This window comes from Neorhizobium sp. R1-B (genome assembly GCF_004368875.1).
Taxonomy (GTDB): domain Bacteria; phylum Pseudomonadota; class Alphaproteobacteria; order Rhizobiales; family Rhizobiaceae; genus Neorhizobium; species Neorhizobium huautlense.
Genome location: NZ_SOEM01000005.1, coordinates 145,588 through 171,542, shown reverse-complemented (window position 1 = coordinate 171,542; position 25,955 = coordinate 145,588). Strand labels below are relative to the sequence as shown.

The window sequence follows — 25,955 nt, the reverse complement described above, 5'->3', positions numbered from 1 at the left end:
CGGTAACGGTACTTCGCCTCCGTCCACCTTGACGATCCGTCTCGCCGGACGCTGCTGAATCGCTGTTCAACCAAGTTCAAGGGTGGTGATCCCAAAGACACCGGCCATCCGGACCGCGGGGACTGGGCCGCGATACATACGGGCCGTGGTAAAACCACGTGTGAAACCATGGCTCGCGAGTTCGGCGTCGAAACCAGCCTGTGACGCTGGGAGATCGATATGCACGGTCTGCCCGTCTGTTTCGACGGCACAGGCCTCGAGGAGCGATTTTGCGTCGACCTCTGTTTCGGCAAACAGCGGCCCGATTTTATAGCCATCATGGCATTGGCGGCAAACTGCATAACCGCGGAGGCCGCCCTCACTGAGAACGGCTTTGGCAAGGCGCGGCGGTTGAAGCCATTCGGCCAGGAATGCAGGACGTTCAGAAGGAAAGAAGCGACGGTCGTAGTCGCGGACCGCCGGCTGAAGGTCAGCGCTGATCGAAACCACGTCTTTGGACAGTCTTCCGTCAATCCTGCCGCTCCAGCGGAATGTTTCGTAGACCGCTTCGAAACCCATTCCGCGGTAATTCGCCTGTTGCTCAGCCACTCCGTCGAGGCCAATGGTGCGGCCGTTCAGATGCGCCATGCCGGCGTCCCAGACCCGACGTCCGTAACCTTTGCCCCGGAAATTCTTTTGAGCGATATAGAGGCCTATAAATCCGAAGTCCGTACCGTATCGGACTGCGGAAATACCGGCGACCATGTTGCCATCGACAAAACAGCCGATAAAGCCCTGCGGATCGGCGGCATAGAAAGCCGGAGCGTCGGCAAGCCCCGGATTCCAGCCCTCCGCACGCGCCCAGTCGATGAGCATCTCTGTCTCTGGCAGAGTAAGCGAGCGGATGACTGGATCATTGGTCATGAGGCGGCGAGTTTGCCCGGAGCGAAGGCTTCAAGCAAGCCTTTATAGGGTTTGGCAATCGGTGAGGCGTAGGCGCCGCGCTTGGCGGTGGAAAGGCCAAGCGATACCAGGGCCTCCGCCTGTTTGACGGCGGCTGCGACGCCGTCCACCACCGGGACGGCAAATTCCGCTGCCAATCTGGCCGCGAGATCGGCCATGCCGGCGCAGCCGAGCACGATTGCTTCCGCCTTGTCGTCGCGCAGCGCCGACGCGATCTCGTTTCGCAGCCGGTCTCGGGCATTCGAATTTGGGTCTTCTAGCGACAGGACCGGGATGTCGGCTGCCCGCACCTTGCAGCGGCCCGCCATGCCGTAGCGATGAACCAGATGCTCGAGCGGCAGGCGGGAGCGCTCCATCGTGGTGACGATCGTGAAGCGCTGGGCGATGAAGGCGGTGGTGGCAAGAGCCGCTTCGCAGATGCCGATCACCGGTATGTTCGCAAGCGCGCGTGCGGCGTCGAGACCTGTGTCGTCGAAACACGCGATGATCGCCGCCTGGGCTCCTGACCTTTCACCCTTTGCTATTTCCATCAGCAGGCCGGGTACGGCGAAGGCTTCGTCATAATAGCCTTCGATCGATACGGGTCCCATCGACGATGTGACGGCGTCGACCTTGGTGCCGGCATTGGCTGCGCGCATTGCCGCGTCGGCAATCGTCGCCGTCATGCTGGCCGTGGTGTTGGGATTGACGACGAGAATACGCATGAATTTCAAGACCGCTGGCGACGCCGGTTGAGATGGACGATCAGGCCGAGAGTGCCGGCAATGACGAGGAAGGAGAAGATGGTGGTAACCGTACCGAGCGCATAGAGCACGGGAGTGGTGACATTTGTGGTCATCCCGTAGATCTCGAGCGGCAGGGTGTTGAAGGTACCCGCCGTCATCAGGGTGCGGGCGAATTCGTCATAGGAAAGGGTGAAGCCGAACAGACCGACGCCGATGAGGCTCGGCGCGATCATCGGCAGCAGGACGTGGCGGAACGTCTGCCAGGACGTGGCGCCAAGATCGCGCGCGGCTTCCTCATAGGCCGGGGAAAACCGGTTGAAGACGGCAAACATGATCAGCACGCCGAAAGGCAAAGTCCAGGTGAGATGCGCGCCGAAGGCCGAGGAGAACCAGGAGGGTTGCAGGCCGATCTGCTGAAAGAGCACACCGATGCCGAGCGAGATGATGATCGACGGGACGACAAGGCTTGCTACGGCGAGATAGAAAAGGGCAGTCGCGCCGATGAAACCGCGTCGGAAAGCGAGGCCGGCCAGCAGCGACACGACGACGGTGACGATCATGACCATGAGTCCCAACAGCAGCGAGCGCCGGAAGGAGCCTCCGAAGTCGCCGACGGCCTGGGTCTCGAAGAGATTGGCGAACCAATGCACCGAAACGCCGTTGAGCGGGAATGTGAGGCCGCCGTTAGGGCCTTGAAAAGACAGGATCAGGATCGCCGAGAGCGGCCCGTAGAGGAACAGGACGAAGACTGCGAAGAAGATCGCGAGGATGGAGAATTCACGGCCGCGTTTGTCGCTGTGCATCTTAGAGTTCCTTGCGGATGTCGACGACGCGCAGAATCGCTGCGACCATCAGGAGGACAATGGCGAGCAGCACGACGGCGTTCGCCGCCGCAGCCGGGTATTGAAGCAGGGACATCTGATTTTTCATCATGAGGGCGACGGAAGCGCTCTGCCCCCCCGACATGACCTGCACGGTCGAAAAATCTGCCATCACCAGCGTCACTACGAAAATCGTTCCGATCGCCATGCCGGGTTTGGCGAGTGGGAGAATGACGTTGGTGAGCGTCTGCCAGCTTGACGCTCCGGCATCTCGGGCAGCTTCCACCAGCGATTTGTCGATACGCATCAGCGTATTGAAGATCGGCGTCACCATGAACAGCGTGTAGAGATGCACCATCGCGAGCACGACGGCGAAATCCGAATAGAGCAGCCACTCGACAGGTTCCGACACAATGCCCGCACTGATCAGGGTTGAGTTGACCAGGCCGTTTCGGCCGAGCACCGGAATCCATGAGATCATGCGGATGATGTTCGACGTCAGGAAGGGTACAGTGCAGACAAGGAAGAGCACCATCTGCATAGCGGTAGTGCGAATGTGGAAAGCGAGAAAGTAGGCAACCCAGAAGCCGATGAAGAGGGTTATGAGCCATACGAGAAAAGCGAATTTTAATGTGTTGAGATAGGTCTTCCACGTGACCCAGGAACCGAGGGTCTCCGCGTAGTTGAAGGTAACGAAATCGGGATACATCTGGGCGAAGTCGTAGTCCCAGAAACTGACGATACCGATCATCAGGATCGGCACGGCCAGAAAACTGCCGAGGATCAGCGTCAGCGGTGCCGCCTGCAGATAGGAGATCAGTGATGGCGGCAGGCGGAAGCTTCGTGGCTTCACGCCCTCGGCCTTGGCCGATTCGGAGGTTGTGATCGTCGCCATGGTCCGGGTTTCTCCTGTGGGCTTGCCCCTCATCTGCCCTGTCGGGCGCCTTCTCCCCGTTGAGACGGGGAGAAGGAACTTATGGCACCGTCGGTGCGCTGTCAGGCTGCGATGAATTCGTTCCAGCGGCGGACCATATAGCGGTCCTCATCCATGACGGAGTTCCAGCAGGCGACTTTGCCCATGCGCTCCTCGAACGAACCGCCGTCACGCACGGCACCGGCCTTTTCCATGACCTTGCCGTCCGGAGCGACGATATCGCCCTTGGCGGGCTTGCCCTCGACCCAGAAACCCCACTCGTCCGCAGACATGTGCTGCTTGGCAGTTTCCATGGCGGCGGAATAGTAGCCCTGACGGTTGAGATAGGCTCCGACCCAGCCCGACGTGTACCAGTTGATGTATTCGTAGGCGGCGTCGAGCTTGGCGCCGGAGAGATGGGCGGCAAGACCAAGCCCGCCACCCCAGGAACGATAGCCTTCCTTGAGCGGCTGGTATTTGCAGGCGATGCCTTTGGAACGAACCGCGGCGACGGCCGGCGACCACATCGACTGGATAACGACCTCGCCGGAAGCCATCAGGTTGACGCTTTCGTCGAAGCTCTTCCAAAAGGCGCGGAACTGGCCGGCCTGCTTGGCCTTGATCAGGAAGTCGATCGTCTTGTCGATCTCTTCCTTTGTCATGTTGCCCTTGTCGGCATATTTGATGTTGCCCATGGCTTCCATGATCATCGCGGCGTCCATAATGCCGATCGACGGAATGTTGAGGATCGAAGTCTTGCCCTTGAACTTCGGGTCCATAATATCTGCCCAGGTCGAAATTTCGCGGCCGACGAGATCCGGGCGAATGCCGAGCGTGTCGGCATTGTAGATGGTCGGCATCATGGTGAACCACTGGGTTTCACCCTTGGCGAAGGTCTTGGTGCCAGGTTTTTCAACGAAACCGACGGTATGGGGCGCGGTGCCCTGGGCGATGACGCTGTCCGGCTTCAGCTTCCCGGTTTTGAAGAGCGGTACGACCTTGTCGTAATATTTAAGCTTCTTGACATCCATCGGCTGGATGACGCCTGCCGGGTAGACCTTTTTCAGGATCCAGTATTCGATATCGGCGATATCGTAGGAGTTCGGCTGGGTGACGGCGCGTTGAGCGGCAGCGTCTGAGTCGGTGGCCGTCATCTCCAGCGTGATGCCGAGGTCGGCCTTGCACTTTTCGGCGATCGCGTTGAGGTTCGAAACACCGGTACCGAACTGGCGAAGGGTGATTGGGTTCTGCGCCCAGATGGTCGGGAAGCCGGTGATGGCGCCGGAGCCGGCAGCAAGACCGGCTGCCGCGGATGCCGTTTTTAGGAGCGATCTGCGCGAGATGCCCTTTCTTTTCTTGTTCTCAGTCATTGCCTGTTCTCCTCTGGTTGAGATTTATTGTTGAGGTTAGTGTTTGAGGTGGCCGAGGACGATTGCGTCCTCACGATTCCAAGACAGCGGGATTGCTTCCCCGACCTTGACCGGGTTGGCGAAAAAGGCGGCGTCGCTGACGATCGCGGTGAAGTCCTCCACACCGGCACCGCTGACGGAGAGTTTTACCGAGGAGCCGCGATACTCGATATTCGAGATCGAGCCCGTGAACCCCAAGCCCTTTTCTGACGGTTCCGCGATGCGGACACGATCTGTGCGAATGGCGATGTCTGCGGTTTCTCTCGACAAACTGTTCTCGCCGGTGGCTAGGAATTCTTCACCGGTCTCCGGCACTGAAAGCGCCACCGTGTCTTCCGTGCTTTTCGTCACCTGGCCGGAGATGACGTTATGATCCCCCATGAAGCGAGCCACGAAAGCGGTCGCCGGACGCTCGAACACCGTGCGCGGATGTGCGGCTTGCTCGATTCGGCCGTCATTCATCACGACGATGAGATCGGCGAGCGCCATCGCCTCCTCCTGGCTGTGCGTCACATGAACAAAGGTGATGCCGAGCGAAGTCTGGAGCTTTTTCAGTTCCGCGCGCATGCGGATCTTCAGGAACGGGTCGAGTGCGGAGAGCGGCTCGTCAAGCAGCAGGGCTTCCGGATCGGTGATCAATGCGCGGGCAAGCGCCACACGCTGCTGCTGGCCGCCGGAAAGCTGCGCCGGCCGGCGTGTCGCATAGGCTTCGAGTTGCATCAGCCGCAGCATATCCATTGCCTTGGCGCGCCGTTCGTCTTTTCCGACGCCTTTCATCTTCAGGCTGAAGGCAACATTGTCGATGAGATCGAGATGGGGAAAGAGCGCGTAAGACTGAAACATCATCGCCGTGCCCCGCTTGGCGGGCGGGAGATCGGTGACCACGCTGTTTCCGAGGCGAATGTCGCCGGACGAGATGCCTTCATGTCCTGCGATCATGCGAAGCGTCGAAGTCTTGCCGCAGCCGGATGGACCTAGCAGGCAGCAATAGGTTCCTGCCGGGATCTTCAGGCTGATCGATTCGACGGCAGTCGTTGTGCCATAGATCTTCGAGACAGATATGATGTCGATTTCGGCAGCTTTGCTCATCCGGCGCTCCTTGCATCGGTCCTTGCAATGCATCCGCCGTGCCAAATGACTAACTCGCTTGAATCATTAGGTTTAGCTTCGAAAGCGGGGCCGGTCAGGAAAGGGATGCGTAAAAATCAGGCGATTGTTTTCGATCCTTGGCCAAATCGTATGCAATCTTGGGCACACTTTGAGAACAACAGTGCTGGCAATTTGTACCCGCTCGCGCTACAAGGCTCAGGCAGTGGGTTGTGTCATGAATATCAGCGAAAACATCACCTTTCCGGAAGCCTCCCAGGAAGACCGTTCGCTCGCGATCCGCGAGGCGCTCCGCAACGCGATTATCGACCGACGCCTCGCGCCGGGAACCAAGCTGTCGGAGAGTGAAGTGGGTGCGCTCTTTTCCGTGAGCCGCACGGTGGTCCGCGCCGCGCTGCAGATGCTTGGATTTGAAGGTCTGGTCCGGATCGAGCGCAATCGAGGCGCGTTTGTCTCCAATCCTTCTCCGGACGAGGCGCGACAGATCTTTGCCTCACGTCGCCTGATCGAGCCCGGTATCATCGCAGCCGCGGTCGAACGCATCACGGCCGCTGACATAAAACAGTTTCGTGGGCAGCTTGAAGAGGAGCAGCGACATATTAATGAGCGCGGCCCTTCTGCCAGGCGGGCGGAGATCAAGGCGTCGGGAGACTTCCATCTGATGCTCGCCTCCGTTGCAGGCAATGTCATCCTGCAGAAATTCATGGACGAACTGGTAGGCCGCTCGTCGCTGGTGATCGCACTCTACGGTCGCTCCGGGATATCGAGCTGCGGTCATAGCGAACATCTGGCCATACTCGATGCCTTGGAAAAAGGCGACGGAGCCCGGGCATCCCGGTTGATGCTGCACCACATCGACCATATCGAAGCCGATCTTGATCTGCAGCTCAAGCAGGGCTTCGCGTTGAAGGACGCCTTGGCGCTGACCTGATGGGCTTGTTACTCCCGGATGATGCGTGACTGGGGCTGTTACCAACCGTTACACAATCGCACCAATTTTCACAGAGCTAGCATTCCGGTGTTACTTGAGAAGGGTCAATTCCTCCGTGGAAAGAACGGAGACGAGACCAGTGTTTCTCAGCAGCTATGCGAACGACCATCAGGTTGCCAAGGCCACACCCTTCAAGGCGGCGGGAAACTTGCACGAGCTTTTCTCGAGCCAGCCCAAGGAGCATCTGGAGACAAGTCAGGCCGTATTTTTCGAGGGAGACGACGCAAAACATGTCTTCGAAGTTGCCGAAGGCACGTTGAGACTATTTCGTATCCTTTCCGACGGACGGCGGGTTATTACCGGTTTCCTCTATGCCGGCGATATTGTCGGCGTTTCGCTCAAGAGCAAATATCTCTACGGCGCCGAGGCGATTGGACCAGCATCTGTGCGGCGGCTCTCTCGCAAGGTTTTTGAAGAGGCCGTTGCGGATTCCGACGCGTTGCGCCCCGAGGTTTTCTCGCGCGTCTGCGACGAGATGGCGGCGGTACAGGATCAGTTGGTGCTGCTGTCCAGCAAGACGGCCGAAGAGCGGCTCTGCACTTTCCTGCTGAGACATCTGCAGCGTTCGTTGGCGGAGGGTAGTCGCGATGCGCTTATCGAACTGCCGATGACGCGCCAGGACATGGCCGACTATCTCGGCCTCACGATCGAGACGGTGTCGCGGACAATTACCAAGCTCATCGGCAAAGGCGTGTTGACAGTCGCAAACCCAGCTGCGCGTCACTCCATCAGGATCGAAAAGCCGGCAAAGCTGGCTCAGCTTTCCGGAGACGACGAAGCGAACCCGCTGGTGTTCCAGGACCTGGCTTGCCATCGAGACCGTTTGCATCACTGATTGTGGGTTGCGTCATGGGAAGTGATGAGGGCAAGGAGACCGGGATAGAAGGGCTTCTCAACACGGTAACGCACGTCCTCAATGGCGCGAACATCATCATCCAAGACGAAGACGGAAGGATCATTCGGTGGACGAGCGGTTGCGAGCGCCTCTATGGCTGGACGTCAACCGAAGCCGTCGGTCAGGTTGCTCAGGACATGCTTGCGACGCGGTTCCCGCTGCCGCAGGATGAGATCCGCCGCCGTATCGGTCTCCATCACACCTGGGAAGGCGAACTCGTCCAACGTCGCAAGGACGGCCAGACGATTATCGTCGCAACGCGATGGGTTGCGGTCAATTCGTTCGATCACGCTCCCGCCATCATCATCCAGACTATCAACGACATCACTGAAATGACCAAGGCGCAGAACGATCTGGCGGCGCGCGAGGCGCATCTAAGATCGATCTTGGAAACGGTGCCCGAAGCAATGCTGGTGATTGACGAGACGGGCATCGTCACCTCTTTCAGCGCAGCCGCTGAACGTCTTTTTGGCTATTTTGCAAAGGAGGTCGTGGGACGGTCCGTCAACATGCTGATGCCTGCCTCCGAGGGCAGGGCGCATGATGGTCATCTTGCTCGGTATCTCAAAACCGGAGAGCGCCGCATCATCGGTTACGGAAGGGTCGTCATGGGGCAACGCAAGGACGGCTCGGTCTTTCCCATGGAGCTTTCGGTGGGCGAAGCCGTCGTTGACGGAAAGCGCATCTTTACAGGTTTCATTCGCGACCTGACCAGCCGACACAGGATAGAAGCCGAGCTGCGACAAGCGCAGAAGATGGAGGCGATCGGACAGCTTACCGGCGGCCTGGCGCACGACTTCAATAACCTTCTTGCCGTCGTCAGCGGCAATCTGGAAATGCTGGAAGGCAAGATTTCGGACGAGAGGCTGCGCCGTTTGCTTCTTGAGGCGCAGGAGGCAACGCAGGACGGAGCCAGGCTCACCGGGCAGCTTCTGGCGTTTGGCCGCCGCCAGCCCCTCAACCCGCAACTGGCAGAGATAGGAACCCTCATTACCGGGTTTTCCAATCTCCTGCTTCGGGCGATCGGTGAGACCATAGAATTACGGGTGGTTGCTCACGGGGCTTCCCACCACGCGCTGGTCGATGGGCCGCAACTCCAAAATGCATTGCTTAATCTTGCACTGAACGCTCGCGACGCCATGCCTCGCGGAGGCCGCCTGACGATAGAAATTTCGCACGCGACGCGAGGCGGCGGTCGTCCATCAGCGGGTCTGGCCGAACAGCAGCGGGATTATGTGCTGGTTTCTGTCAGCGATACCGGCACGGGAATGACCGCAGATGTGAGGGAGAAGGCTTTCGAGCCGTTCTTCACGACCAAGGGTGTTGGCTCGGGCACCGGGCTTGGACTTTCGATGGTCTATGGTTTCGCCAAGCAATCCGGCGGCGATATCGAAATCGACAGCGAGCCTGGCCAGGGTACCTGCGTAAAGATTTTCCTACCGGCTGCGACGCATCAGTGGTCGATTGCGGCTCCCCACAAAATGTTGACCCTTGCAATGCAAAGTGCGGAAAAGGCACCTTCCCTGCCGATGTGAGCCCCAAGTCGGTGACATTCGACGTGCCATTCGTGATTTAACTCCCGTCCGAAATGCGTTCCATCGCCTGTGTGATGGGCCGCTGCCCGCCGTCGCCAGTGCGCTGCGGGAAGAGTTTTTCAGGTCAACGCGCAGGCACGATGCAACCTGTTGCCTCCAGAACAGTTAACTGTGGAACATTATGGAGGATGAGATGAAAAAGGCATTGATCATCGCATGCGTCGGGTTGGCTCTGGGTTCATGCACTGCCACCGAACGAGGTGCTGGCGTTGGCGCGGCAACCGGCGCAGTTATTGGCGGCGTGGCGACCGGCAACGTGCGCGGAGCAGCAGTTGGTGCGGCGGTAGGGGGAGTGTCCGGGGCATTGATCGGCAGCGTGGCTGATCAACCGGGCCGCTGCTACTATCGCGACCGCTACGGGAACCGATATATCGACCGGTGCTAAGCACCATTTATCGAGAGCTGGTTAGGCGCCGGACCTGGGTTGCGGCGCCTAGCCATCCTTTGGTCGGCGCTTTCGGCACTATGCGAGGATGGTAGGTCTCAGGTCCGGTCCCGCGAGTCTTCTTCCAGGATCCGCCAGGCTGCACCATCAAGGTCTTCATATTGCCCGCTTTTAAGCGACCACAGGAAGGCAAACAGTCCGAGCCCTCCAAGAAAAAGCGCAATTGGAATGAGGAAGATGAGCATGTTCATGCGAGTCGAGCCTCTCCGGTTTGTCTTGCGTCGTGCCCTGTTGCCGTGGCGATATGACGGTTCGGATGCCCGGTACGGTTTAGTCGCAACGCGTTGGCGATGACGATGATCGAGGATGTCGACATGGCAATTGCTGCTATCAAGGGCGTGGCATAACCGGCAAGCGCGATCGGCACCGCGATGATGTTGTAACCGATGGCGAGCGCGAAATTCTGCCGGATCAACCTTCCTGCTTGTCGGGAGACGTCAATCGCCAGCGGCACGGCTTCCAGGCTTTCGTGCATGAAGACGAAGTCGGCGGCCTGGCGGCCGATGTCCGCCGCGGTGGCCGGAGCGATCGAAACATGCGCGGCAGCCAAGGCCGGAGCATCGTTGATGCCATCGCCGACCATCAGGACTTTGTGACCTTGTTCGGCGAGGGAGACGCAGAATTCCGCCTTTGCTTTGGGAGCCAGTTCTGCGGCCCATCGAGTAATGCCGAGCCGGCTGGCGAGGCTGCTGACCGAACCTTGACGGTCGCCCGAAAGGATCCCGCTTGAGAGCCCTTGTGCCGCAAGCTCGTCGATCGCCGCCCGCGAGTCCGGACGCAACTCATCCTCGAACAGGAAGCGGGCCAATTCTCTTCCATCGCAGGAAAGGATCACCTCGAGCGTCGAAGAAGCCGCCGATGTGTCAACTCCGTTATCGCCGCAGGCGAAGCGTCGGTTGCCGAGGCGGTACAGCCCTTGGGGCGAGCGGGCCTCCAGACCCTGGCCGGGAATTTCGACGACGTCATCGAAAACTGGCACCGGCCCTGAAGCAATGCCGGAAAGGGCTTTGGAAAGAGGGTGGCGGGAATGGGCAGCAAGCCCGGCGGCAACGGCCAGATGAGCTGCCGTTGCCGACCCGAGGTTTACAAGCTGGGGTTTGCCGAGAGTAAGGGTGCCGGTCTTGTCGAATGCCACCGTATCGACCTCGGCGAGCCGCTCCATAGCCGAACCGTCTTTGACCATAATGCCGTTTTTGAACAACCGGCCGGCGGCCACGACCTGAACGACGGGGACCGCCAGACCAAGCGCGCATGGGCAGGTGATGATGAGCACCGCGATGGCGATCAGCATCGCCTGCTTCCAGTCCCCTCCGAAAAAGCCCCAGCCGAGAAATGCCAGAAGTGCCAGAAGATGGACTGCCGGCGAATAGATCTGCGCGGCGCGATCTGCGATCCGCCGGTAGCGAGCCCGACCGCCCTCTGCCGCTTCCATCAATGCGATGATCTCGGAGAGGAATGATTGCCGTGCGGAGGCAGTCGCCACTAGCACGAGCGAGCCGGTGAGGCTGAGCATCCCCGCCTGGAGCGCGTCGCCGGCCCTGACCGCACGGGGAGCGCTTTCGCCATTGACGATCGAGACGTCCATGTCGCTCGCGCCGCTTTCGACGACTCCATCGACGGGTACCCGTTCGCCCATCGCAATAGCGACGCGCTCGCCGGGCGCGATATCCTCGACGGCGCGATATTCGCGACTGCCGTCTTTCCCGATGATCATTGCGCCCCTGGGCGAAAGCCTGGCAAGCCCGCTGATGGCGGAGCGGGCCCGATCGCGCATGATGTGATCGAGGGTGCGCCCGATCAGCAGGAAGAACAACAGCGAGACCGTGGCATCGAACCAGGCGTGTTGCCCGTGATGGATCGTTTCCCAAACCGAGACCGCGTAGGACAGGGTGATGGCCAGCGCGATCGGCACGTCCATATTGGTGCGGCCGCGGCGAAGCGCCCGCCAGGCTGACTGATAGAAGAATCGGCCGCCGTAGATCAGCGCCGGGGCGGCGATCATCGCCGATATCCAGTGAAACAGGTCGCGGGTCGAGGCGTCGGCACCGGACCATACCGAGACTGAAAGCAGCATGATATTGGCAGCGGCGAAGCCCGAGAGAGCGACTGCGCGGATCAACTCGCGCTGCAGCGTTTCGCCGCTGTCTTCGCCATCGGAGAAGAGGTGGGTATCATAACCGGTGGCGTCGGCAATCGCCTTTACGAGCGACGAAGGGTCGGTGGGTTCACTTCCAACCATTTCCTTCCAGATGATCGAGACGCGTTTTGTGGAAAGGTTGACGCGGGCGCGTTCTACCGCCGGCAAGGCTTTCAGGGTGGTTTCGATTGCCGTGATGCATGTACCGCAATGGACCTGGGGTACGCTGAGCTCGGTCTGGCGCAACCCGGGCCCGACGATACGGCTCGAAAGAGCCAATTCTTCCGATGAGGGCAGCTGGCCTGTGATGGAACCTTCGGTACCCGGCGCGCAGCAGCTCATTTCCCCCCTCCCAAGACCGAAATGCGTTCCGCTTCATGCAGGATCCGTTTGCCGTTCCTGGTGGCGCTCGCGTCGACGATCCACTGGCCGGGCAGGAGCGGGTGGCTGGTGGTGAAGATACCCTTTGCCACCGGCGTGAGACGGAGTTCGAAATCCTGATGCTCGCCAACCGGCCGCTTGAACTTGAGCGTGAGTTCGTCGGCCAGGATCGGACCGTCGGCGGGATGGGAAACCTCGTAGCGGATAGTGCTGCCGTTGATGAGAAGCTTTCCGGTGACGCCGCTCGCCGTCAAAATGCGAGCCTCGGCGGCCTTTCCGTTGAACTCCTGGCTTGCAATATAGGTATTTTGCGCGACCAGGCCGCTCCAGCTGCGCGTGGCATTGTAGGCCATATAGAAGTTGACCGAGATGATGGTACCGAAGAAGAGCACCATGATGCCCAGCATGTGCCATCCTGTGAAGACGAAGGTTTTTGCTCGGGAAGCGTTCATTTCTTGGCTCCAGGAGTGTTGAAGACTGCGGCGTAGCTGTCTTGCTCGTGGCTGGACCGGTCTTCGGCGATGAAGCGGAAGTCGTTGGTTTGCGCGGATATGGCTTCTTTGGGGAGGGTAACGAAGACCTTCAACGCGAGTGTCTTATCGGGCTCGACCTGGACAGCAAAGAGGCGGCCGGGAACATCGGTGATCCCGGTAATCTTCATGGTCGCTTCCGGTAGCCCCTCCATGGAAACCATGATAGTGCGCGGTTCAGGGATCATGTTGAGAAGGCGGATCGTGTATCCGTTGCGGATCGACCCGTCCGACTCCAGAACGAATTGCGGGTTGCGGTCATGCAGGACGTTGACCTCCAGTCGGTCGCGCGAAAGCAGGGCAAAAACCAGACCGAGGCCCACGGCCGACCAGACGCCAAAGTAGAGCAGGGTGCGCGGACGGAAGATAACTCTCCAGTTGAAGTGGCGTATCTTGTCGATGAAGGTACCGTCGGCGTTGCGGACGCGTGACGGGTCGATCGACGTCGTGCCGCTATTTGTCGCCAGAGCCATGTTGCTTTCATATTCTTCGAGCGTGGCATAGGCGATGAGACCGCGCGGCTTGCCGATCTTGTCCATGACGGTGTCGCATGCGTCGATACAGAGTGCGCAGGTGATACAGGCAAGCTGCTGGCCGTCTCGGATGTCGATCCCCATGGGACAGACGGCGACGCAGGCATTGCAGTCGACGCAATCGCCCACGGCTTGTCCAGCCGCAGCGGCTTTTTTGGCGTGCCGGCTGCGAGGTTCACCCCGCCAATCATTGTAGGTGACCACGAGCGAGCTTTCATCCAGCATCGCCCCTTGGATGCGCGGCCATGGGCACATGTAGATGCAGACCTGCTCGCGCATCAGGCCGCCAAGCACATAGGTTGTGGCCGTCAGGATGGCGACGGTCGAGTAGGCAATGGCGGCAGCCTGGCCGGTCACGAACTCGAAGGCGAGCGACGGAGCGTCGGCAAAATAGAATATCCAGGCGCCGCCGGTTGCCACCGCGATCGCAATCCAGGTTGCATGTTTTGCGACACGCTTCCAAAGCTTGTCGAAGCTCCAGGGCGCTGCGTCCAATTTTATACGGGCATTGCGATCGCCCTCGATGAAACCTTCGACAGCCAGGAAGAGATCGACCCAGACCGTCTGCGGACAGGCATAACCGCACCAGGCCCTGCCGACAGCCGAAGTCAGCAGGAAAAGTCCGAAGCCAGCCATCACTAAAAGGCCGGCAACGAAGAAAAATTCCTGGGGCCAAATCTCGATGAAGAAGAAATAAAAGCGCCTATTGGCCAGATCGATGAGAACCGCCTGGTCGGGGGCAAAGGGACCACGATCCCAGCGGACCCAGGGCGTCAGATAATAGATGCCGAGGGTGATCAGCATGACAATCCATTTGAAGCGCCGAAACCGTCCCTCGGCCTTCTTCGGAAAGATCTTCTTGCGCTTCTCGTACAACGGCTGGCGCGGTGCGCCCGGCGGATGCACGGGTTGCGCATCGATCCGTTCAACCGTCTGATCATTCGAGCCGAGAGCGGGGGAAGTATAGAGGTTCATGGGACTGGTCCTTTGTCCCATCTTGTTTGGCATTGGCGAGCGCCGACTACATTGACTTACGTCAAGAGTACGGGATCGGTTGGTGCGACAAAACGGCCGCCCGCTGTCTAAAGCGGGCGGCCGCATGTCGTGGGGGAAGGGTACATCACCGTGTGGCGGCGATGGCTTGCCTTACTCGCCGCCGCCCAGCGAATGGACGTAGACGGCGAGCTGCTTGACCGTGGCGTCCCCGAGACGGGTCGCCCATGCGGGCATCACGCCATGCCGAGGCGACTGGATCTGTTTGGCGATCTCGGCTTCGTCCCGCACCTTGAGCCAGATAGCATCGCCGAGATTGGGGGCACCCATGTCGCGATTGCCTTCGGCCTTTTCGCCGTGGCAGGAGATACAGTTGTCGGCAAAGAGCTGCTTGCCCGCGTCGACAAGCGACGGGTCACGCGGCGTGCCGGTCAGGCTGACTACATAAGAAGATACCTGACGGACCTCTTCCGGCTTCAACATGTCCGCAAATGCCGGCATTTCCGAAACGCGGGTCTCCGGATCAACGCTGTCCCGGATACCGTGAGCGATCGACTGATAGATGGCGTTGACATCGCCGCCCCAGAGCCATTCGTCGTCGTTGAGGTTCGGATAACCTTGGCCGCCCGAAGCACCGGTGCCATGGCAGGGTGTGCAGTTGACGCGGAACGCGGCGGCTCCGCCGGCAGTCGCGAACTGGCTGAGCTGCTGGTCGGCGAGGATCTCGTCGAGAGACGAGCTCGAGATCTTTTCGACGATGCCACCCGTCGCAATCCTTGCACCTTCGACATCCGCGGCCAGATCGGCGCGGCTGGAATATCCGAGGGCACCTCTTGTCGCATCGCTGACCATTGGCCAGGCTGGATAGAGGATGGTGTAGCCGAGCGCCCAGACGATGGTGGCGTAGAAGGTCCACACCCACCAGCGCGGCATTGGGTTGTTCAGCTCGCGGATGCCGTCCCATTCATGGCCGGTGGTTTCGACGCCGCTGATTTCATCGATATGCTTGTCCGCCATCTTTTAATCCTCCTTCAGAGGGATTTGCGCGGCTTCTTTGGCCTGGGCCTTGGCGCCCGGACGCAGGGTGAATAAAACGACGCCCAGGAAGAACAGGGCCATGCCCAGGAGTCCCCAGCTGTCGGCGAATTGACGGAGCGCGGTGTAGGCTTCCATTTTGCTTCTCCTCAGCGATAGCCGGCGGCGTCGTCATAGGTCGAGAAGTCGACCAGCGTGCCGAGCATCTGCAGATAGGCGACGAGCGCGTCCATCTCGGTCAGGTTCTGGGCGTCGCCGTCGAAATCACCGATCTTGGCCTTCGGGTAGCGTTGAAGAAGACCCGAAGTGTCGGAGTTCGGATCGGCCTGGGCGGCGAGGTCCGTCTTTGCGCTGGCAATCATCTCGTCCGAATACGGCACTCCGACCGCGCGGTTGGCCTTGAGCTCCATGCTGACGTCGGTGACTTTGAGCGGCGTCTCCTTCAGGAAGGCGTAGCTCGGCATCACCGATTCCGGCACCACGTCGCGCGGCTCGACCAGGTGCTGGACATGCCATTCGTTGGAATAGCGGTCTCCTACGCGGGCGAGGTCGGGGCCTGTTCGCTTCGAACCCCATTGGAAGGAGTGGTCATACATGGATTCCGCTGCCAGGCTGTAGTGACCGTAGCGTTCCACCTCATCCCGGAAGGGCCGGATCATCTGGCTGTGACAGACGTAGCAGCCTTCGCGGATATAGATGCTGCGGCCGGCGAGCTCGAGCGGCGAATAAGGCCGCATGCCTTCCACTTTCTCGATGGTGTTTTCGAGATAGAAGAGCGGCGCGATTTCGACGATGCCGCCGATGGAAACGACGACCAGCGAACCAACCAGCAGCAGCGTGGCGTTGCGTTCAATGAATTGATGTTTTTCTAGAAGACCCATGGGTCGGTTCCTTTATTCAGCCGGCTGCAGGGCGGGTGCGGCGCCTGGCACCGTTTCCTGCCGTTCGTAGCCAAGGATTGTCATCGTGACGTTGAATGCCATGAGGAGCGCCCCGGTCAGGAACATGGCGCCGCCGACTGCACGAAGGACGTAGTAGGGGAACATCGCGGCCACCGACTCTGCGAAGGAATAGACGAGGAAACCCTGGTCGTCGTATTCGCGCCACATCAGGCCCTGCTGCACCCCTGCAACCCACATGACGGCGGCGTAGACGACGATGCCGAGCGTGGCGAGCCAGAAGTGCCAGTTGACGAGCTGCAGGCTATAGAGCCGCCGGCGGTTCCAGAGCTTCGGCGTGAGGTAGTAGATAGCGCCGAAGGTGATCATGCCGTTCCAGCCAAGGGCGCCCGAATGGACGTGACCGATGGTCCAGTCGGTATAGTGGCTGAGCGAGTTGACAGCCTTCACCGACATCATCGGGCCTTCGAATGTCGCCATTCCGTAGAACGCGATCGCCATGACCATCATGCGGACGATGGGGTCGGTGCGGATCTTGTCCCAGGCGCCGGACAACGTCATCAGGCCGTTGATCATGCCGCCCCAGGAGGGCATCCACAGCATGACGGAGAAGACCATCCCGAGCGTCTGAGCCCAGTCGGGAAGCGCCGTATAGTGGAGGTGGTGCGGACCGGCCCAGATATACATGAAGATCAAGGCCCAGAAGTGGATGATCGACAACCGGTAAGAATAGACCGGGCGGTTAACCTGTTTGGGCACGAAGTAATACATCATGCCAAGGAAACCCGACGTCAGGAAGAAGCCGACGGCGTTGTGGCCGTACCACCACTGGGTCAGTGCGTCCTGAACGCCCGCGAAAGCGGAGTAGCTCTTGACGCCGAGGAAGGAGACCGGGATCGCAAGGTTGTTCACCACATGCAGCATCGCAATCGTCACGATGAAGGAGAGGTAGAACCAGTTTGCCACATAGATATGGGGCTCTTTGCGCTTCAGGATGGTACCCAGGAAGACCAGGAGATAAGCGACCCAGACGACCGTGAGCCACAGGTCGACATACCATTCCGGTTCGGCATATTCCCGGCTTTGGCTGATGCCCAGCAGATAGCCGGTTGCCGCCATGACGATGAAGAGCTGATAACCCCAGAAGACGAACCAGGCTAGGTTGCCGCCGAAAAGCCGCGCGCGACAGGTGCGCTGCACCACGTAGAAGGAAGTGGCGATCAGCGCGTTGCCGCCGAATGCGAAGATGACGGCTGAGGTATGGAGCGGACGGACGCGGCCGAAGTTGAACCAAGGCTCGATGTTCAGATCGGGAAAGGCGAGCTGCAGTGCAACGACGACACCGACAAGGAAGCCCACGACGCCCCAGAAGACGGTCGCGATGGTGCCGTATTTGATGACCTCGTCAAAATACTCGGACGTGGCCGAGCTCTTTGAGGTTTGACCTGCTGGCGCAAAGGAGATCTTGCGGAGCATGACGATCGTGCTGGCGAGCAGCACGAAGAACAGGACCCACATATGGGCGGCGAACAGGCTGTCATAGGCGAAGGCGGCTCCAAGCAGAGCTAGAAAGGTGCCGACGGCCAGAAGAATCGTTTCGGAGACGTAATTCATGGTCTTGAGCCTCGCAACGCGAATCCGCGGTGCTGGTTGAGAGATTGCTGACCATCATCTGCTGACACACCGCTTGAAGAGACGCTTTGATTTGCGTCAACGTCCTGCTCGAACGCAGGTGTGAGGCGATTTCACAGACCTGCCCTGCCGCCGAGGATGGAATGGAGATCGAATCCTGCTTGAGGTAGGTAAAAGCGGCGTCTAGCGCGGATATCTTTGTCGCACTGGTCTATTAAAGCGTGGGAGCATCATATTATGATGCGGTATATCTTATAATATGTCTTTGTAAGCCTTACCCTCGGCGCATCATGGCGCGATATCGCAATTGGCTTCCACGGAGATGGGTGCGCATCCTCTCCCGTGCAGCAGAATCGTTTCCGTCGGCGATGGCTTGGGCGATGTCGGCATGTTCGCTTTGGATCTGCGACAGATACTCCCGAGACATTTCCGCATCGTCTTCCTGGAGAAGAGAGCGCGGGATCATCTGCCGGCCAATCGATTCTAGGAGGTCGCGAAAGCGGGGGTTGTTGGTCGAATCGGCAATTGCCATATGGAAGGCCCGGTCGCTGTCGACGGTCGATGAACCGGCTGCGATCTGTCGGTTCATCATATCCAGACACTCGAAAATATGCTCTTGCTGTGCCGGCGAGGATCGGCTCGCAGCGAGGCCCGCAGCCTCGATTTCGATTGCAGCGCGCACTTCAAGCATCTCGATGATGGACGAGACCCGGTGAATGTCGACGCAATGAAACGCCTTTTGCGGTCCGGTGTGGGGGGCAAGAACAAAAACGCCGACACCATGGCGCACTTCCACAAGTCCGTCGGCGCGAAGAGACGCAATTGCCTCCCGGATGACAGTTCTGCTGACCTTGTACTGGTCTGTCAGGCCGCTTTCACTCGCAAGCTTGTCTCCCGGTTTCAGCTCACCCATAGTGATCGCGTTTCGCAGCTGCTCTCCAATGGCTTCGACCAGATTGCGTCCCTTGCGTTCGCGGAGTTGCAAAGCGGTGTTGTCGGTTCGTTTCAAGGTAGATTGCTCCCGAGCATGCCATGTCTTCCTGTTGAGATAGTCGGATGGACCAGCCCCCTTTTGTCAAGCGCCGAAAAAGAAATCCGTTGACGGCCCTCGAGGCTCTTATAGTATAACATAGGGTATGAGATATGATAACATGAGAGATGACGGCATCGCAGCCGATCTCACGGGGAGGGGCGGATGCTCAAGAAACTTCTTTTAACTGGCGCAGCGGGCGGCGTTGGGCGGGCAATACGGCCGATGCTGGGAGAGCTTGCCGAACACGTGGTCATCTCCGATATCAGCGAGATAAGCGATGTCGGCGGGAGAGAGACCTTCGTCCGCTGCGACCTTGCCGATGCGGCGCAGGTGGCGGAAATGCTGGACGGCGTTGATGGGATTATCCACCTGGGCGGCGTCTCGGTCGAACGCAAGTTCGACCTGATACTGCAGGGAAACATCCTTGGCCTCTATAATCTCTACGAGGCGGCCCGCCGCAATGGTAAGCCCCGTATCGTATTTGCAAGCTCGAACCACGTCATCGGCTATTACCGGCGTGACGAGCGGCTGGACAGCACGGTCGTCCCCAGGCCGGATTCTCTCTACGGCGCCTCGAAGGTCTTCGGAGAGGCCATCGCCAGCCTCTATTTCGACAAGTTCGGCCAGGAGACGCTGTCGGTGCGTATCGGGTCTTGCTTCGAAAAGCCGATGAATACCCGAATGCTAGCAACCTGGCTCAGCCACAGGGATTTCGTCTCGCTTTGCGGCCGTGCTTTCGACACGCCCCGGCTCGGTCATACGGTGGTTTACGGTGCGTCGGCCAATGCCGAGCAATGGTGGGACAACCGCAATGCGGCTTTCCTTGGCTGGAAGCCGCAGGACAGCTCGGCAAAGTGGCGAGTGGAAGTAGAAGCGGCGGCCGGCAAGGAAGATCCGGCAAATCCCGCGGTCATCTATCAAGGCGGTCCGTTTACGTCCGCGGGTCATCCGGACGATGAATGACGACGGTCCGCGGGCTGCCGTTTGACGTCCGTGCCGCGGACGAAAGAAGCGTCCCAACCGGCAGGAGACGGCGGCAATCGTGGTTCGCCTGCCGTTTCCTCCGATACGCCAGACTTGCCGCCCGCGCAGCTAGATTTTCACGATCGCCCCTTGCTTGGCGGAGCGAAGTGCCGCGTCGGCCAGTTGCAGTGCGATCAGTCCATCTTCGGCCGAGGGAGAAGGTGCCGTTCCGCTTTCCAGACTGTCGATAAACGCGGAGATCTCCGCCGCGTAAGCGGCGGTGTAACGGGTCATGAAGAAGTCGTGGAGCGGCGGGCGCGTGTAGCCGTCCTTGTTGGCGACCTCGATCGACACCGGCCGCTGATTTTCCGCGGATACCGAACCCAAAGAGCCATGGACCTCAATGCGTTGGTCGTAACCATAGCTGGCGCGACGGGAATTGGAGATAACGCATTGGCGCCCGCTCGCCGTCGTCAGGATGAGGCTAGCGCTATCGTAGTCGCCCAGTTCGCCGATTTTCGGATCGACCAGAACCGCGCCGACCGCCATGACGGAGACAATCTCTTCGCCGAGCAGAAAACGTGCCATATCGAAATCGTGGATGGTCATGTCGCGGAAAATGCCGCCTGAAACCTTGATATATTCCGCCGGCGGCGGACCCGGGTCGCGGCTGGTGATTGTCACCATTTCGACTTTGCCGATCCGGCCTTCATCGATTGCCTGGCGTACCGCGCGGAAATGCGGATCGAACCGGCGATTGAAACCGAGCATCACCTTCGCGCCGCTCTTGCGGACGGTCTCGAGGCAGGCTCTGGCGCGGTCGACATCGAGGTCGATCGGCTTTTCGCAGAAGATCGCTTTGCCGGCCTTTGCAAAGCGTTCGATAAGATCTGCATGAGTGTTGGTCGGCGTGCAGATGATGACCGCGTCGATGTCTCGATCCGCCTCGATGTCTTCAATGCTGCTGACCCTGCAGCCGGCACTGTCGGCGATTGCCTGGGCGGCTTCAGTCACTGCATCGACCACCGCCACCAGCCTGGCGCGCTTGTCCTCGGCGATTGCCCGGGCATGCACCTTCCCGATGCGTCCTGCGCCCAAAAGCGCCAGCTTGGTGACCATGGTCGTCCTCCCACAAAATCGGTTGCGTCTGTGGCCCTCTACGATCTCTGTTCCGCTGATGCTGGGAAAAGCGAATTCGTGGTCGCGAGGATCCATTCTCGATTTGGAATATATTTTCTATTCTGCTAGATGTTGATCCACCTTATGTCAAGCGCGCGATTGGAGGCACAGAAGTATGAATGAAGGGGCCGGTCCGACCACCATCAAGGCCTTCGAGGAGCGGCTGCTGGAAGTAGTGGAACGCCTTCCGAAGCGGCTGCGGCAGTGCGCCGAATATGTGGCGGCGAACAAGGACCGGATTGCTGTCTCGACGGTGGCCGAGATGGCGGAGGGTGCCGGGGTACAACCGTCTGCATTCATGCGGTTCTGCCAGATCATGGGTTTTTCCGGCTTTTCGGAAATGCAGAAGCTCTTTCGCGAGTCTTTCGTCGGCGGCTGGCCGGATTACACGACGCGCCTTCAGCACCTGCGCGAAAAAGCGGAGGGAAGCCCCTCGGCGCTGCTGGCGGAGTTCGTCGAGGCGGGACGCATGTCGCTCGAAAATCTCTTCAAGACGATCGAGCCGCAGAGCCTCGAGCAGGCGGTACAGGTGCTGGCCGACGCGCAGATGATTCACATCATCGGATTGCGACGCTCATTTCCGGTGGCCAGCTATATGGCCTATGCCTTCGAGAAGATGGACGTACCGGCCATGCTCCACAGCGCCGTCGGAAGGCTCGATAACCGCAATGCCATCCGTCCCGGTGATGTGCTGCTTGCTATCACCTTTTCTCCCTACTCGGCGGAAACGATTGAACTCGTGGAAGCGGCGCAGGCACGAGGTGTTCCGGTTGTCGCTTTGACGGATACGATCGTCAGCCCCCTCCGCAAATATGAAGCCATCATCCTGTCGGTTTCCGAGGTGGACTTTGGCGCCTTCCGCTCGCTTTCCGCTACCCTCTGTCTTGCCATTGCTTTGTCCGTGGCGGTGGGCACGCGGCGTTCTCCCTGAATATTCGTATTGAAATTCTACAAAATAGAATTTATAGTCCATATAGACGACGGAGGAATGATGCGCCGGTAGATGCGCCATTCGAAATGGCTGGCGGAGCGCAGCAGCTTCGCAGCCGGCAGGGAGGAAAATTTGACGTCACTCGATCTCATCACGATCGGCAGGTCATCCGTCGACCTCTACGGCGCTCAAGTCGGGGGGCGTCTGGAAGACATGGGCTCTTTCAATAAGTATATCGGCGGCTCACCCACCAACATAGCCGCAGGCGCGGCGCGGCTTGGTCTGAAAAGCGCACTGATTACCCGCGTCGGCGCCGAGCATATGGGCCGGTTCATTCGCGAGCAATTGGTACGCGAGGGTGTCGACGTGCGGGGCGTGAAGACCGATCCGGAGCGCCTGACTGCGCTGGTCCTGCTCGGCATCCGCGACCAGAATCAGTTCCCCCTGATCTTCTATCGCGAGAACTGCGCCGATATGGCTCTTTGCGAGGATGACATCGATCCGGCACTGATCGCCGATGCCCGCTGCGTCTGCGTGACGGGCACGCATCTGTCCCATCCGCGTACGGAAGCCGCTGTGCTGAAGGCGCTGATCCTTGCACGGAAAAACGGTGCCCGCACAGCGCTCGATATTGACTATCGTCCCAATCTCTGGGGCCTTGCAGGTCACGAGGCAGGAGAAAGCCGGTTCATCGAGTCCGAGAAAGTAACCGCAAAACTGCAGTCCACATTGCACCTGTTCGATCTGATCGTCGGCACCGAAGAGGAATTCCACATCGCCGGCGGCTCCACGGATACGCTCGAGGCGTTGAAGGCCGTGCGTGAGGTTTCCAATGCCGCTTTGGTGTGCAAGCGCGGTCCGATGGGCGCTGTGGTGTTCGAGGGGGACGTGCCCGACAGCCTGGAGCGGGGCCAGACCGGGGAAGGCTTCCCGATCGAAGTGTTTAACGTGCTCGGCGCCGGTGACGGATTTATGGCTGGTTTGTTGAAAGGGTGGCTGACGGACGAGGATTGGCCGACAGCCCTGAAATATGCCAATGCCTGCGGCGCCTTTGCCGTGTCGCGGCATGGCTGCACTCCGGCCTATCCCAGTTGGGAAGAGCTGCAATATTTCTTCAAGACCGGAATTCGCGAAAAGGCTCTACGCAAGGATGCGGCGCTCGAACAGGTGCATTGGTCGACGAACCGCAAGGGCGACTGGTCGACCATGCGGGTCTTCGCCTTCGATCATCGCATGCAGCTCGAGGCAATGGCCGAGGAGGCGGGCGCGCCGGCCGACAGGATTGGTGCTTTCAAGCTGCTTTGCCTGGATGCCGCAAAGAGGGTCGCCGGCAACGACACCGGTTATGGCCTTCTTTGCGACGGCCGGCTTGGCCGCGATGCACTTTATGCCGCCGCTGGAACAGGCCTCTGGATCGGTCGCCCCGCAGAATGGCCCGGCTCCCGCCCGCTGACGCTCGAGCCGGAACTCGGCCTGGATTGCGGCGGGCTTGGGGAATGGCCCCTCGATCAGGTGGTCAAGGTTCTCTGTTTCTATCATCCGGACGATACGGCCGAGCTGCGGGCCGAACAGGAGGTGACTGTGAAGCGCCTGTTCGAGGCGGCACGCCGCAACCGCCTGGAAATGCTCCTGGAGGTCATTCCTTCCAAGGTCGGATCGTCGAATGACGAGACGGTCGGGAAGATCATCGATCGTTTTTACGAGATCGGCGTTTATCCCGACTGGTGGAAGCTGGAGCCGATGAAGAGCGAAGCGGCCTGGGCCAATGCCTGCGCGGCTGTGCAGCGAAACGATCCTTATACGCGCGGGATCGTGGTTTTGGGGCTCGATGCTCCGCAGGCGGAGTTGCAGGACAGTTTCCGCCTTGCTGCCCGCTTCGACCTCGTCAAGGGTTTTGCCGTAGGCAGGACGATTTTCGGGGAGGCGGCGCGCAATTGGCTGGCGGGCCGTATTTCGGACGATGAAGCCGTGGAGGATATGGCAGGGCGCTATCGCAGCCTGTGCCAAATCTGGGATGAGGCACGCGCCAGAACGGGAGAAGCGGCGTGAAGACAGTACGTTTGACGGCGGCACAGGCGCTGGCGCGCTATCTGGCCAACCAGCTGAATGAGGATGGCGAGACCTATATCGCAGGAGTATGGGCGATCTTCGGCCACGGCAATGTTGCCGGCATTGGCGAAGCGCTCTACGGCATTCGCGAGGAACTGCCGACCTATCGCGGCCAGAATGAGCAATCCATGGCTCATGCCGCGATTGCCTATGCCAAGCAGCTGCGCCGCCGCCGCGCCATGGCGGTGACATCCTCCATTGGCCCCGGCGCGACGAACATGGTGACGGCAGCCGCCCTTGCCCATGTCAACCGCCTGCCGGTGCTGCTGATCCCGGGCGATATCTTTGCCAACCGCGGCCCGGATCCGGTCTTGCAGCAGATCGAGGATTTCGGCGACGGCACGGTATCCGCCAACGATTGCTTCAAACCTGTCAGCCGCTATTTCGATCGCATCATGCGGCCGGAACAGCTTCTGACTGCACTGCCGCGCGCCATGCGCACCATGACGGATCCGGCCGATTGCGGTCCGGTGACGCTTGCCTTCTGCCAGGACGTGCAGGCCGAGGCCTTTGATTATCCTGAAGCTTTCTTCGAAAAAAGGGTGTGGCGCATCCGCCGGCCTGAACCCGATCGGAACGAATTCGAAGCGGCAGTGGCAGCCCTGAAGGCCGCGAGAAACCCGGTGATCGTGGCCGGGGGCGGCGTGCATTTCGCCGGCGCGACCGAAACGCTGAAGGTTTTCGTGGAAAAGCACCGGATCCCTGTGGTGGAAACGCAGGCAGGCAAGTCGGCACTTGCTTGGGATCATGATCTGAATTTCGGACCGGTTGGCGTAACCGGGGCGGAAAGCGCCAACTCCGTTTCGGAAAATGCTGACCTGGTGATCGGCGTCGGCACACGCTTTCAGGATTTTACCACCGGGTCTTGGGCGCTGTTCAAAAATCCGAACCGCAAGATTCTGGCGTTGAACGTGCAGGCCTATGATAGTTCCAAGCACGATGCGATCCCGCTTGTGGCGGATGCGAAGATTGGGCTCGAGGAACTTTCGGCTGCTCTTGGCGATCACCGTTATGCTGCTCCGGATGCTTCACTGAAGACGGGCTGGTTCGCCAAGGCCGATGCGGCAACCGCGGCTCCCAAGGACGCCAACACGCTGCCGACGGACATGCAGGTGATCGGCGCCGTACAGCGGGCCTCGCGCGACAACACGGTGGTGATGTGCGCGGCCGGCACCATGCCGGGTGGGTTGCATCAGTTGTGGAAGGCCAAGCTGCCGCTCTCCTACCATATGGAATACGGGTTCTCCTGCATGGGTTACGAGATCGCGGGGGGCCTCGGCATCAAGATGGCGGAGCCGGATCGCGATGTAATCGTCATGGTCGGCGACGGCTCCTACATGATGATGAACTCGGAGCTCGCGACAGCTGTTGCCATGGGCGCGAAGATCACCGTCGTGATCACCGATAACCGCGGTTACGGCTGTATCAACCGGCTTCAAGTCAGTGCCGGTGGCGCAGAATTCAACAATCTCTATGCCCACACGAATGTAAATCCGATTGCCATCGATTTTGCCGCGCATGCGGCGGCAATGGGTGCTGATGCGCGCAAGGTTTCGTCGATCGCCGATCTGGAAGCGGCCCTCAATGCCGCCCGCGATGCCACCGTTCCAACTGTGATCGTCATCGATACCGATCCTTATCCGGCGCTCGATGCCGGTGGTTATTGGTGGGATGTGGCCGTCCCGGAAGTCTCGCCACGGGAAGAAGTCAAAAAGGCTCGGGTAGCCTACGAAGCCGCGCTCAAGGAAAGAAGCTAG

Annotated in this window: 23 protein-coding genes and 1 pseudogene; 8 read left to right on the top strand and 16 right to left on the bottom strand. The window is 59.8% G+C overall.

What is annotated here, in order from left to right:
- Positions 1–66: 66 nt before the first annotated feature.
- The 6 genes from EDE05_RS09885 to EDE05_RS09860 form a co-directional block, all read right to left on the bottom strand.
- Entirely contained in the window at positions 67–903 is an 837-nt protein-coding gene (locus EDE05_RS09885; protein WP_112797728.1) for a GNAT family N-acetyltransferase, read from the bottom strand.
- Positions 900–1,646: an aspartate/glutamate racemase family protein gene (locus tag EDE05_RS09880; protein ID WP_112797730.1), complete on the bottom strand. Its 747-nt coding sequence runs from the start codon at positions 1,644–1,646 to the stop codon at positions 900–902. The genes EDE05_RS09885 and EDE05_RS09880 overlap by 4 nt, the downstream gene beginning before the upstream one ends.
- Before the next feature lie 5 nt (positions 1,647–1,651).
- Positions 1,652–2,470: an ABC transporter permease gene (locus EDE05_RS09875; RefSeq protein ID WP_112797732.1), complete on the bottom strand. Its 819-nt coding sequence runs from the start codon at positions 2,468–2,470 to the stop codon at positions 1,652–1,654.
- Position 2,471: 1 nt separating this feature from the next.
- Entirely contained in the window at positions 2,472–3,383 is a 912-nt protein-coding gene (locus EDE05_RS09870) for an ABC transporter permease (RefSeq protein ID WP_112797733.1), read from the bottom strand.
- A gap of 101 nt (positions 3,384–3,484) precedes the next feature.
- Positions 3,485–4,771, bottom strand: coding sequence for a PotD/PotF family extracellular solute-binding protein (locus EDE05_RS09865; RefSeq protein ID WP_112797735.1), 1,287 nt, complete (start codon positions 4,769–4,771; stop codon positions 3,485–3,487).
- Positions 4,772–4,807: 36 nt separating this feature from the next.
- Positions 4,808–5,899: an ABC transporter ATP-binding protein gene (locus EDE05_RS09860; RefSeq protein ID WP_112797737.1), complete on the bottom strand. Its 1,092-nt coding sequence runs from the start codon at positions 5,897–5,899 to the stop codon at positions 4,808–4,810.
- 235 nt (positions 5,900–6,134) lie between these two features.
- On the opposite strand from EDE05_RS09860, the gene EDE05_RS09855 reads away from it, so the two are divergent.
- The 4 genes and pseudogenes from EDE05_RS09855 (at position 6,135) to EDE05_RS09840 (ending at position 9,783) form a co-directional block, all read left to right on the top strand.
- Positions 6,135–6,848, top strand: coding sequence for a GntR family transcriptional regulator (locus tag EDE05_RS09855; protein ID WP_132410286.1), 714 nt, complete (start codon positions 6,135–6,137; stop codon positions 6,846–6,848).
- Between the two features lie 139 nt (positions 6,849–6,987).
- Entirely contained in the window at positions 6,988–7,743 is a 756-nt protein-coding gene (locus EDE05_RS09850; protein WP_112797739.1) for a helix-turn-helix domain-containing protein, read from the top strand.
- Between the two features lie 44 nt (positions 7,744–7,787).
- Positions 7,788–9,251: pseudogene (locus EDE05_RS09845) on the top strand (PAS domain S-box protein); the annotation flags it as partial.
- Positions 9,252–9,531: 280 nt separating this feature from the next.
- Entirely contained in the window at positions 9,532–9,783 is a 252-nt protein-coding gene (locus EDE05_RS09840; RefSeq protein WP_105371186.1) for a glycine zipper domain-containing protein, read from the top strand.
- Between the two features lie 98 nt (positions 9,784–9,881).
- Here the strand turns inward: EDE05_RS09840 and ccoS are convergent, their stop codons facing one another.
- The 9 genes from ccoS to EDE05_RS09795 all read right to left on the bottom strand — a co-directional run bounded on the left by ccoS (position 9,882) and on the right by EDE05_RS09795 (position 18,992).
- Entirely contained in the window at positions 9,882–10,034 is a 153-nt protein-coding gene (gene ccoS, locus EDE05_RS09835; protein WP_105371185.1) for a cbb3-type cytochrome oxidase assembly protein CcoS, read from the bottom strand.
- Entirely contained in the window at positions 10,031–12,322 is a 2,292-nt protein-coding gene (locus tag EDE05_RS09830; RefSeq protein ID WP_132410290.1) for a cation-translocating P-type ATPase, read from the bottom strand. Before EDE05_RS09830 ends, ccoS begins: the two co-directional genes overlap by 4 nt.
- On the bottom strand, positions 12,319–12,813 hold the full coding sequence (locus EDE05_RS09825) for a FixH family protein (protein WP_132410292.1): 495 nt from the start codon (positions 12,811–12,813) through the stop codon (positions 12,319–12,321). Before EDE05_RS09825 ends, EDE05_RS09830 begins: the two co-directional genes overlap by 4 nt.
- A complete protein-coding gene (ccoG, locus tag EDE05_RS09820) occupies positions 12,810–14,399 on the bottom strand; it encodes a cytochrome c oxidase accessory protein CcoG (RefSeq protein ID WP_132410294.1) in 1,590 nt (529 codons plus the stop codon). The genes EDE05_RS09825 and ccoG overlap by 4 nt, the downstream gene beginning before the upstream one ends.
- Positions 14,400–14,570: 171 nt before the next feature.
- A complete protein-coding gene (gene ccoP, locus EDE05_RS09815) occupies positions 14,571–15,434 on the bottom strand; it encodes a cytochrome-c oxidase, cbb3-type subunit III (RefSeq protein ID WP_134100747.1) in 864 nt (287 codons plus the stop codon).
- A gap of 3 nt (positions 15,435–15,437) precedes the next feature.
- Positions 15,438–15,590 (bottom strand): cbb3-type cytochrome c oxidase subunit 3, encoded by a 153-nt coding sequence (locus tag EDE05_RS09810; RefSeq protein ID WP_112797753.1) that lies wholly within the window; start codon positions 15,588–15,590, stop codon positions 15,438–15,440.
- A gap of 11 nt (positions 15,591–15,601) precedes the next feature.
- Positions 15,602–16,333, bottom strand: a complete 732-nt coding sequence (gene ccoO, locus EDE05_RS09805) for a cytochrome-c oxidase, cbb3-type subunit II (RefSeq protein ID WP_134100744.1) — start codon at positions 16,331–16,333, stop codon at positions 15,602–15,604.
- A 12-nt stretch (positions 16,334–16,345) separates the two neighbouring features.
- The gene (gene ccoN, locus EDE05_RS09800; protein WP_112797757.1) at positions 16,346–17,965 is read right to left on the bottom strand and encodes a cytochrome-c oxidase, cbb3-type subunit I; all 1,620 of its coding nucleotides are present in this window, start codon (positions 17,963–17,965) and stop codon (positions 16,346–16,348) included.
- A 292-nt stretch (positions 17,966–18,257) separates the two neighbouring features.
- The gene (locus tag EDE05_RS09795) at positions 18,258–18,992 is read right to left on the bottom strand and encodes a FadR/GntR family transcriptional regulator (protein WP_112797759.1); all 735 of its coding nucleotides are present in this window, start codon (positions 18,990–18,992) and stop codon (positions 18,258–18,260) included.
- A 186-nt stretch (positions 18,993–19,178) separates the two neighbouring features.
- Here EDE05_RS09795 and EDE05_RS09790 point away from each other — a divergent pair, with 186 nt between their 5' ends.
- Positions 19,179–19,979 (top strand): NAD(P)-dependent oxidoreductase, encoded by an 801-nt coding sequence (locus EDE05_RS09790; protein WP_112797761.1) that lies wholly within the window; start codon positions 19,179–19,181, stop codon positions 19,977–19,979.
- Positions 19,980–20,108: 129 nt separating this feature from the next.
- Here the strand turns inward: EDE05_RS09790 and iolG are convergent, their stop codons facing one another.
- On the bottom strand, positions 20,109–21,098 hold the full coding sequence (iolG, locus tag EDE05_RS09785) for an inositol 2-dehydrogenase (RefSeq protein ID WP_112797763.1): 990 nt from the start codon (positions 21,096–21,098) through the stop codon (positions 20,109–20,111).
- A gap of 175 nt (positions 21,099–21,273) precedes the next feature.
- On the opposite strand from iolG, the gene EDE05_RS09780 reads away from it, so the two are divergent.
- From EDE05_RS09780 to iolD, 3 genes are all read left to right on the top strand, one after another.
- Positions 21,274–22,089 carry a MurR/RpiR family transcriptional regulator gene (locus tag EDE05_RS09780; protein WP_112797765.1) on the top strand — a complete coding sequence of 272 codons (816 nt, stop codon included), beginning with the start codon at positions 21,274–21,276 and terminating at the stop codon, positions 22,087–22,089.
- A 132-nt stretch (positions 22,090–22,221) separates the two neighbouring features.
- A complete protein-coding gene (gene iolC, locus EDE05_RS09775) occupies positions 22,222–24,138 on the top strand; it encodes a 5-dehydro-2-deoxygluconokinase (protein WP_162712286.1) in 1,917 nt (638 codons plus the stop codon).
- Entirely contained in the window at positions 24,135–25,955 is a 1,821-nt protein-coding gene (gene iolD / locus EDE05_RS09770) for a 3D-(3,5/4)-trihydroxycyclohexane-1,2-dione acylhydrolase (decyclizing) (protein ID WP_112797769.1), read from the top strand. The genes iolC and iolD overlap by 4 nt, the downstream gene beginning before the upstream one ends.

What these genes read in the sequence shown, in the direction of transcription:
- EDE05_RS09885 (WP_112797728.1), bottom strand. Translation starts at nt 903, where the DNA reads ATGACCAATGATCCAGTCATCCGCTCGCTTACTCTGCCAGAGACAGAG.
- EDE05_RS09880 (WP_112797730.1), bottom strand. Translation starts at nt 1,646, where the DNA reads ATGCGTATTCTCGTCGTCAATCCCAACACCACGGCCAGCATGACGGCG.
- EDE05_RS09875 (WP_112797732.1), bottom strand. Translation starts at nt 2,470, where the DNA reads ATGCACAGCGACAAACGCGGCCGTGAATTCTCCATCCTCGCGATCTTC.
- EDE05_RS09870 (WP_112797733.1), bottom strand. Translation starts at nt 3,383, where the DNA reads ATGGCGACGATCACAACCTCCGAATCGGCCAAGGCCGAGGGCGTGAAG.
- EDE05_RS09865 (WP_112797735.1), bottom strand. Translation starts at nt 4,771, where the DNA reads ATGACTGAGAACAAGAAAAGAAAGGGCATCTCGCGCAGATCGCTCCTA.
- EDE05_RS09860 (WP_112797737.1), bottom strand. Translation starts at nt 5,899, where the DNA reads ATGAGCAAAGCTGCCGAAATCGACATCATATCTGTCTCGAAGATCTAT.
- EDE05_RS09855 (WP_132410286.1), top strand. Translation starts at nt 6,135, where the DNA reads ATGAATATCAGCGAAAACATCACCTTTCCGGAAGCCTCCCAGGAAGAC.
- EDE05_RS09840 (WP_105371186.1), top strand. Translation starts at nt 9,532, where the DNA reads ATGAAAAAGGCATTGATCATCGCATGCGTCGGGTTGGCTCTGGGTTCA.
- ccoS (WP_105371185.1), bottom strand. Translation starts at nt 10,034, where the DNA reads ATGAACATGCTCATCTTCCTCATTCCAATTGCGCTTTTTCTTGGAGGG.
- EDE05_RS09830 (WP_132410290.1), bottom strand. Translation starts at nt 12,322, where the DNA reads ATGAGCTGCTGCGCGCCGGGTACCGAAGGTTCCATCACAGGCCAGCTG.
- EDE05_RS09825 (WP_132410292.1), bottom strand. Translation starts at nt 12,813, where the DNA reads ATGAACGCTTCCCGAGCAAAAACCTTCGTCTTCACAGGATGGCACATG.
- ccoG (WP_132410294.1), bottom strand. Translation starts at nt 14,399, where the DNA reads ATGAACCTCTATACTTCCCCCGCTCTCGGCTCGAATGATCAGACGGTT.
- ccoP (WP_134100747.1), bottom strand. Translation starts at nt 15,434, where the DNA reads ATGGCGGACAAGCATATCGATGAAATCAGCGGCGTCGAAACCACCGGC.
- EDE05_RS09810 (WP_112797753.1), bottom strand. Translation starts at nt 15,590, where the DNA reads ATGGAAGCCTACACCGCGCTCCGTCAATTCGCCGACAGCTGGGGACTC.
- ccoO (WP_134100744.1), bottom strand. Translation starts at nt 16,333, where the DNA reads ATGGGTCTTCTAGAAAAACATCAATTCATTGAACGCAACGCCACGCTG.
- ccoN (WP_112797757.1), bottom strand. Translation starts at nt 17,965, where the DNA reads ATGAATTACGTCTCCGAAACGATTCTTCTGGCCGTCGGCACCTTTCTA.
- EDE05_RS09790 (WP_112797761.1), top strand. Translation starts at nt 19,179, where the DNA reads ATGCTCAAGAAACTTCTTTTAACTGGCGCAGCGGGCGGCGTTGGGCGG.
- iolG (WP_112797763.1), bottom strand. Translation starts at nt 21,098, where the DNA reads ATGGTCACCAAGCTGGCGCTTTTGGGCGCAGGACGCATCGGGAAGGTG.
- EDE05_RS09780 (WP_112797765.1), top strand. Translation starts at nt 21,274, where the DNA reads ATGAATGAAGGGGCCGGTCCGACCACCATCAAGGCCTTCGAGGAGCGG.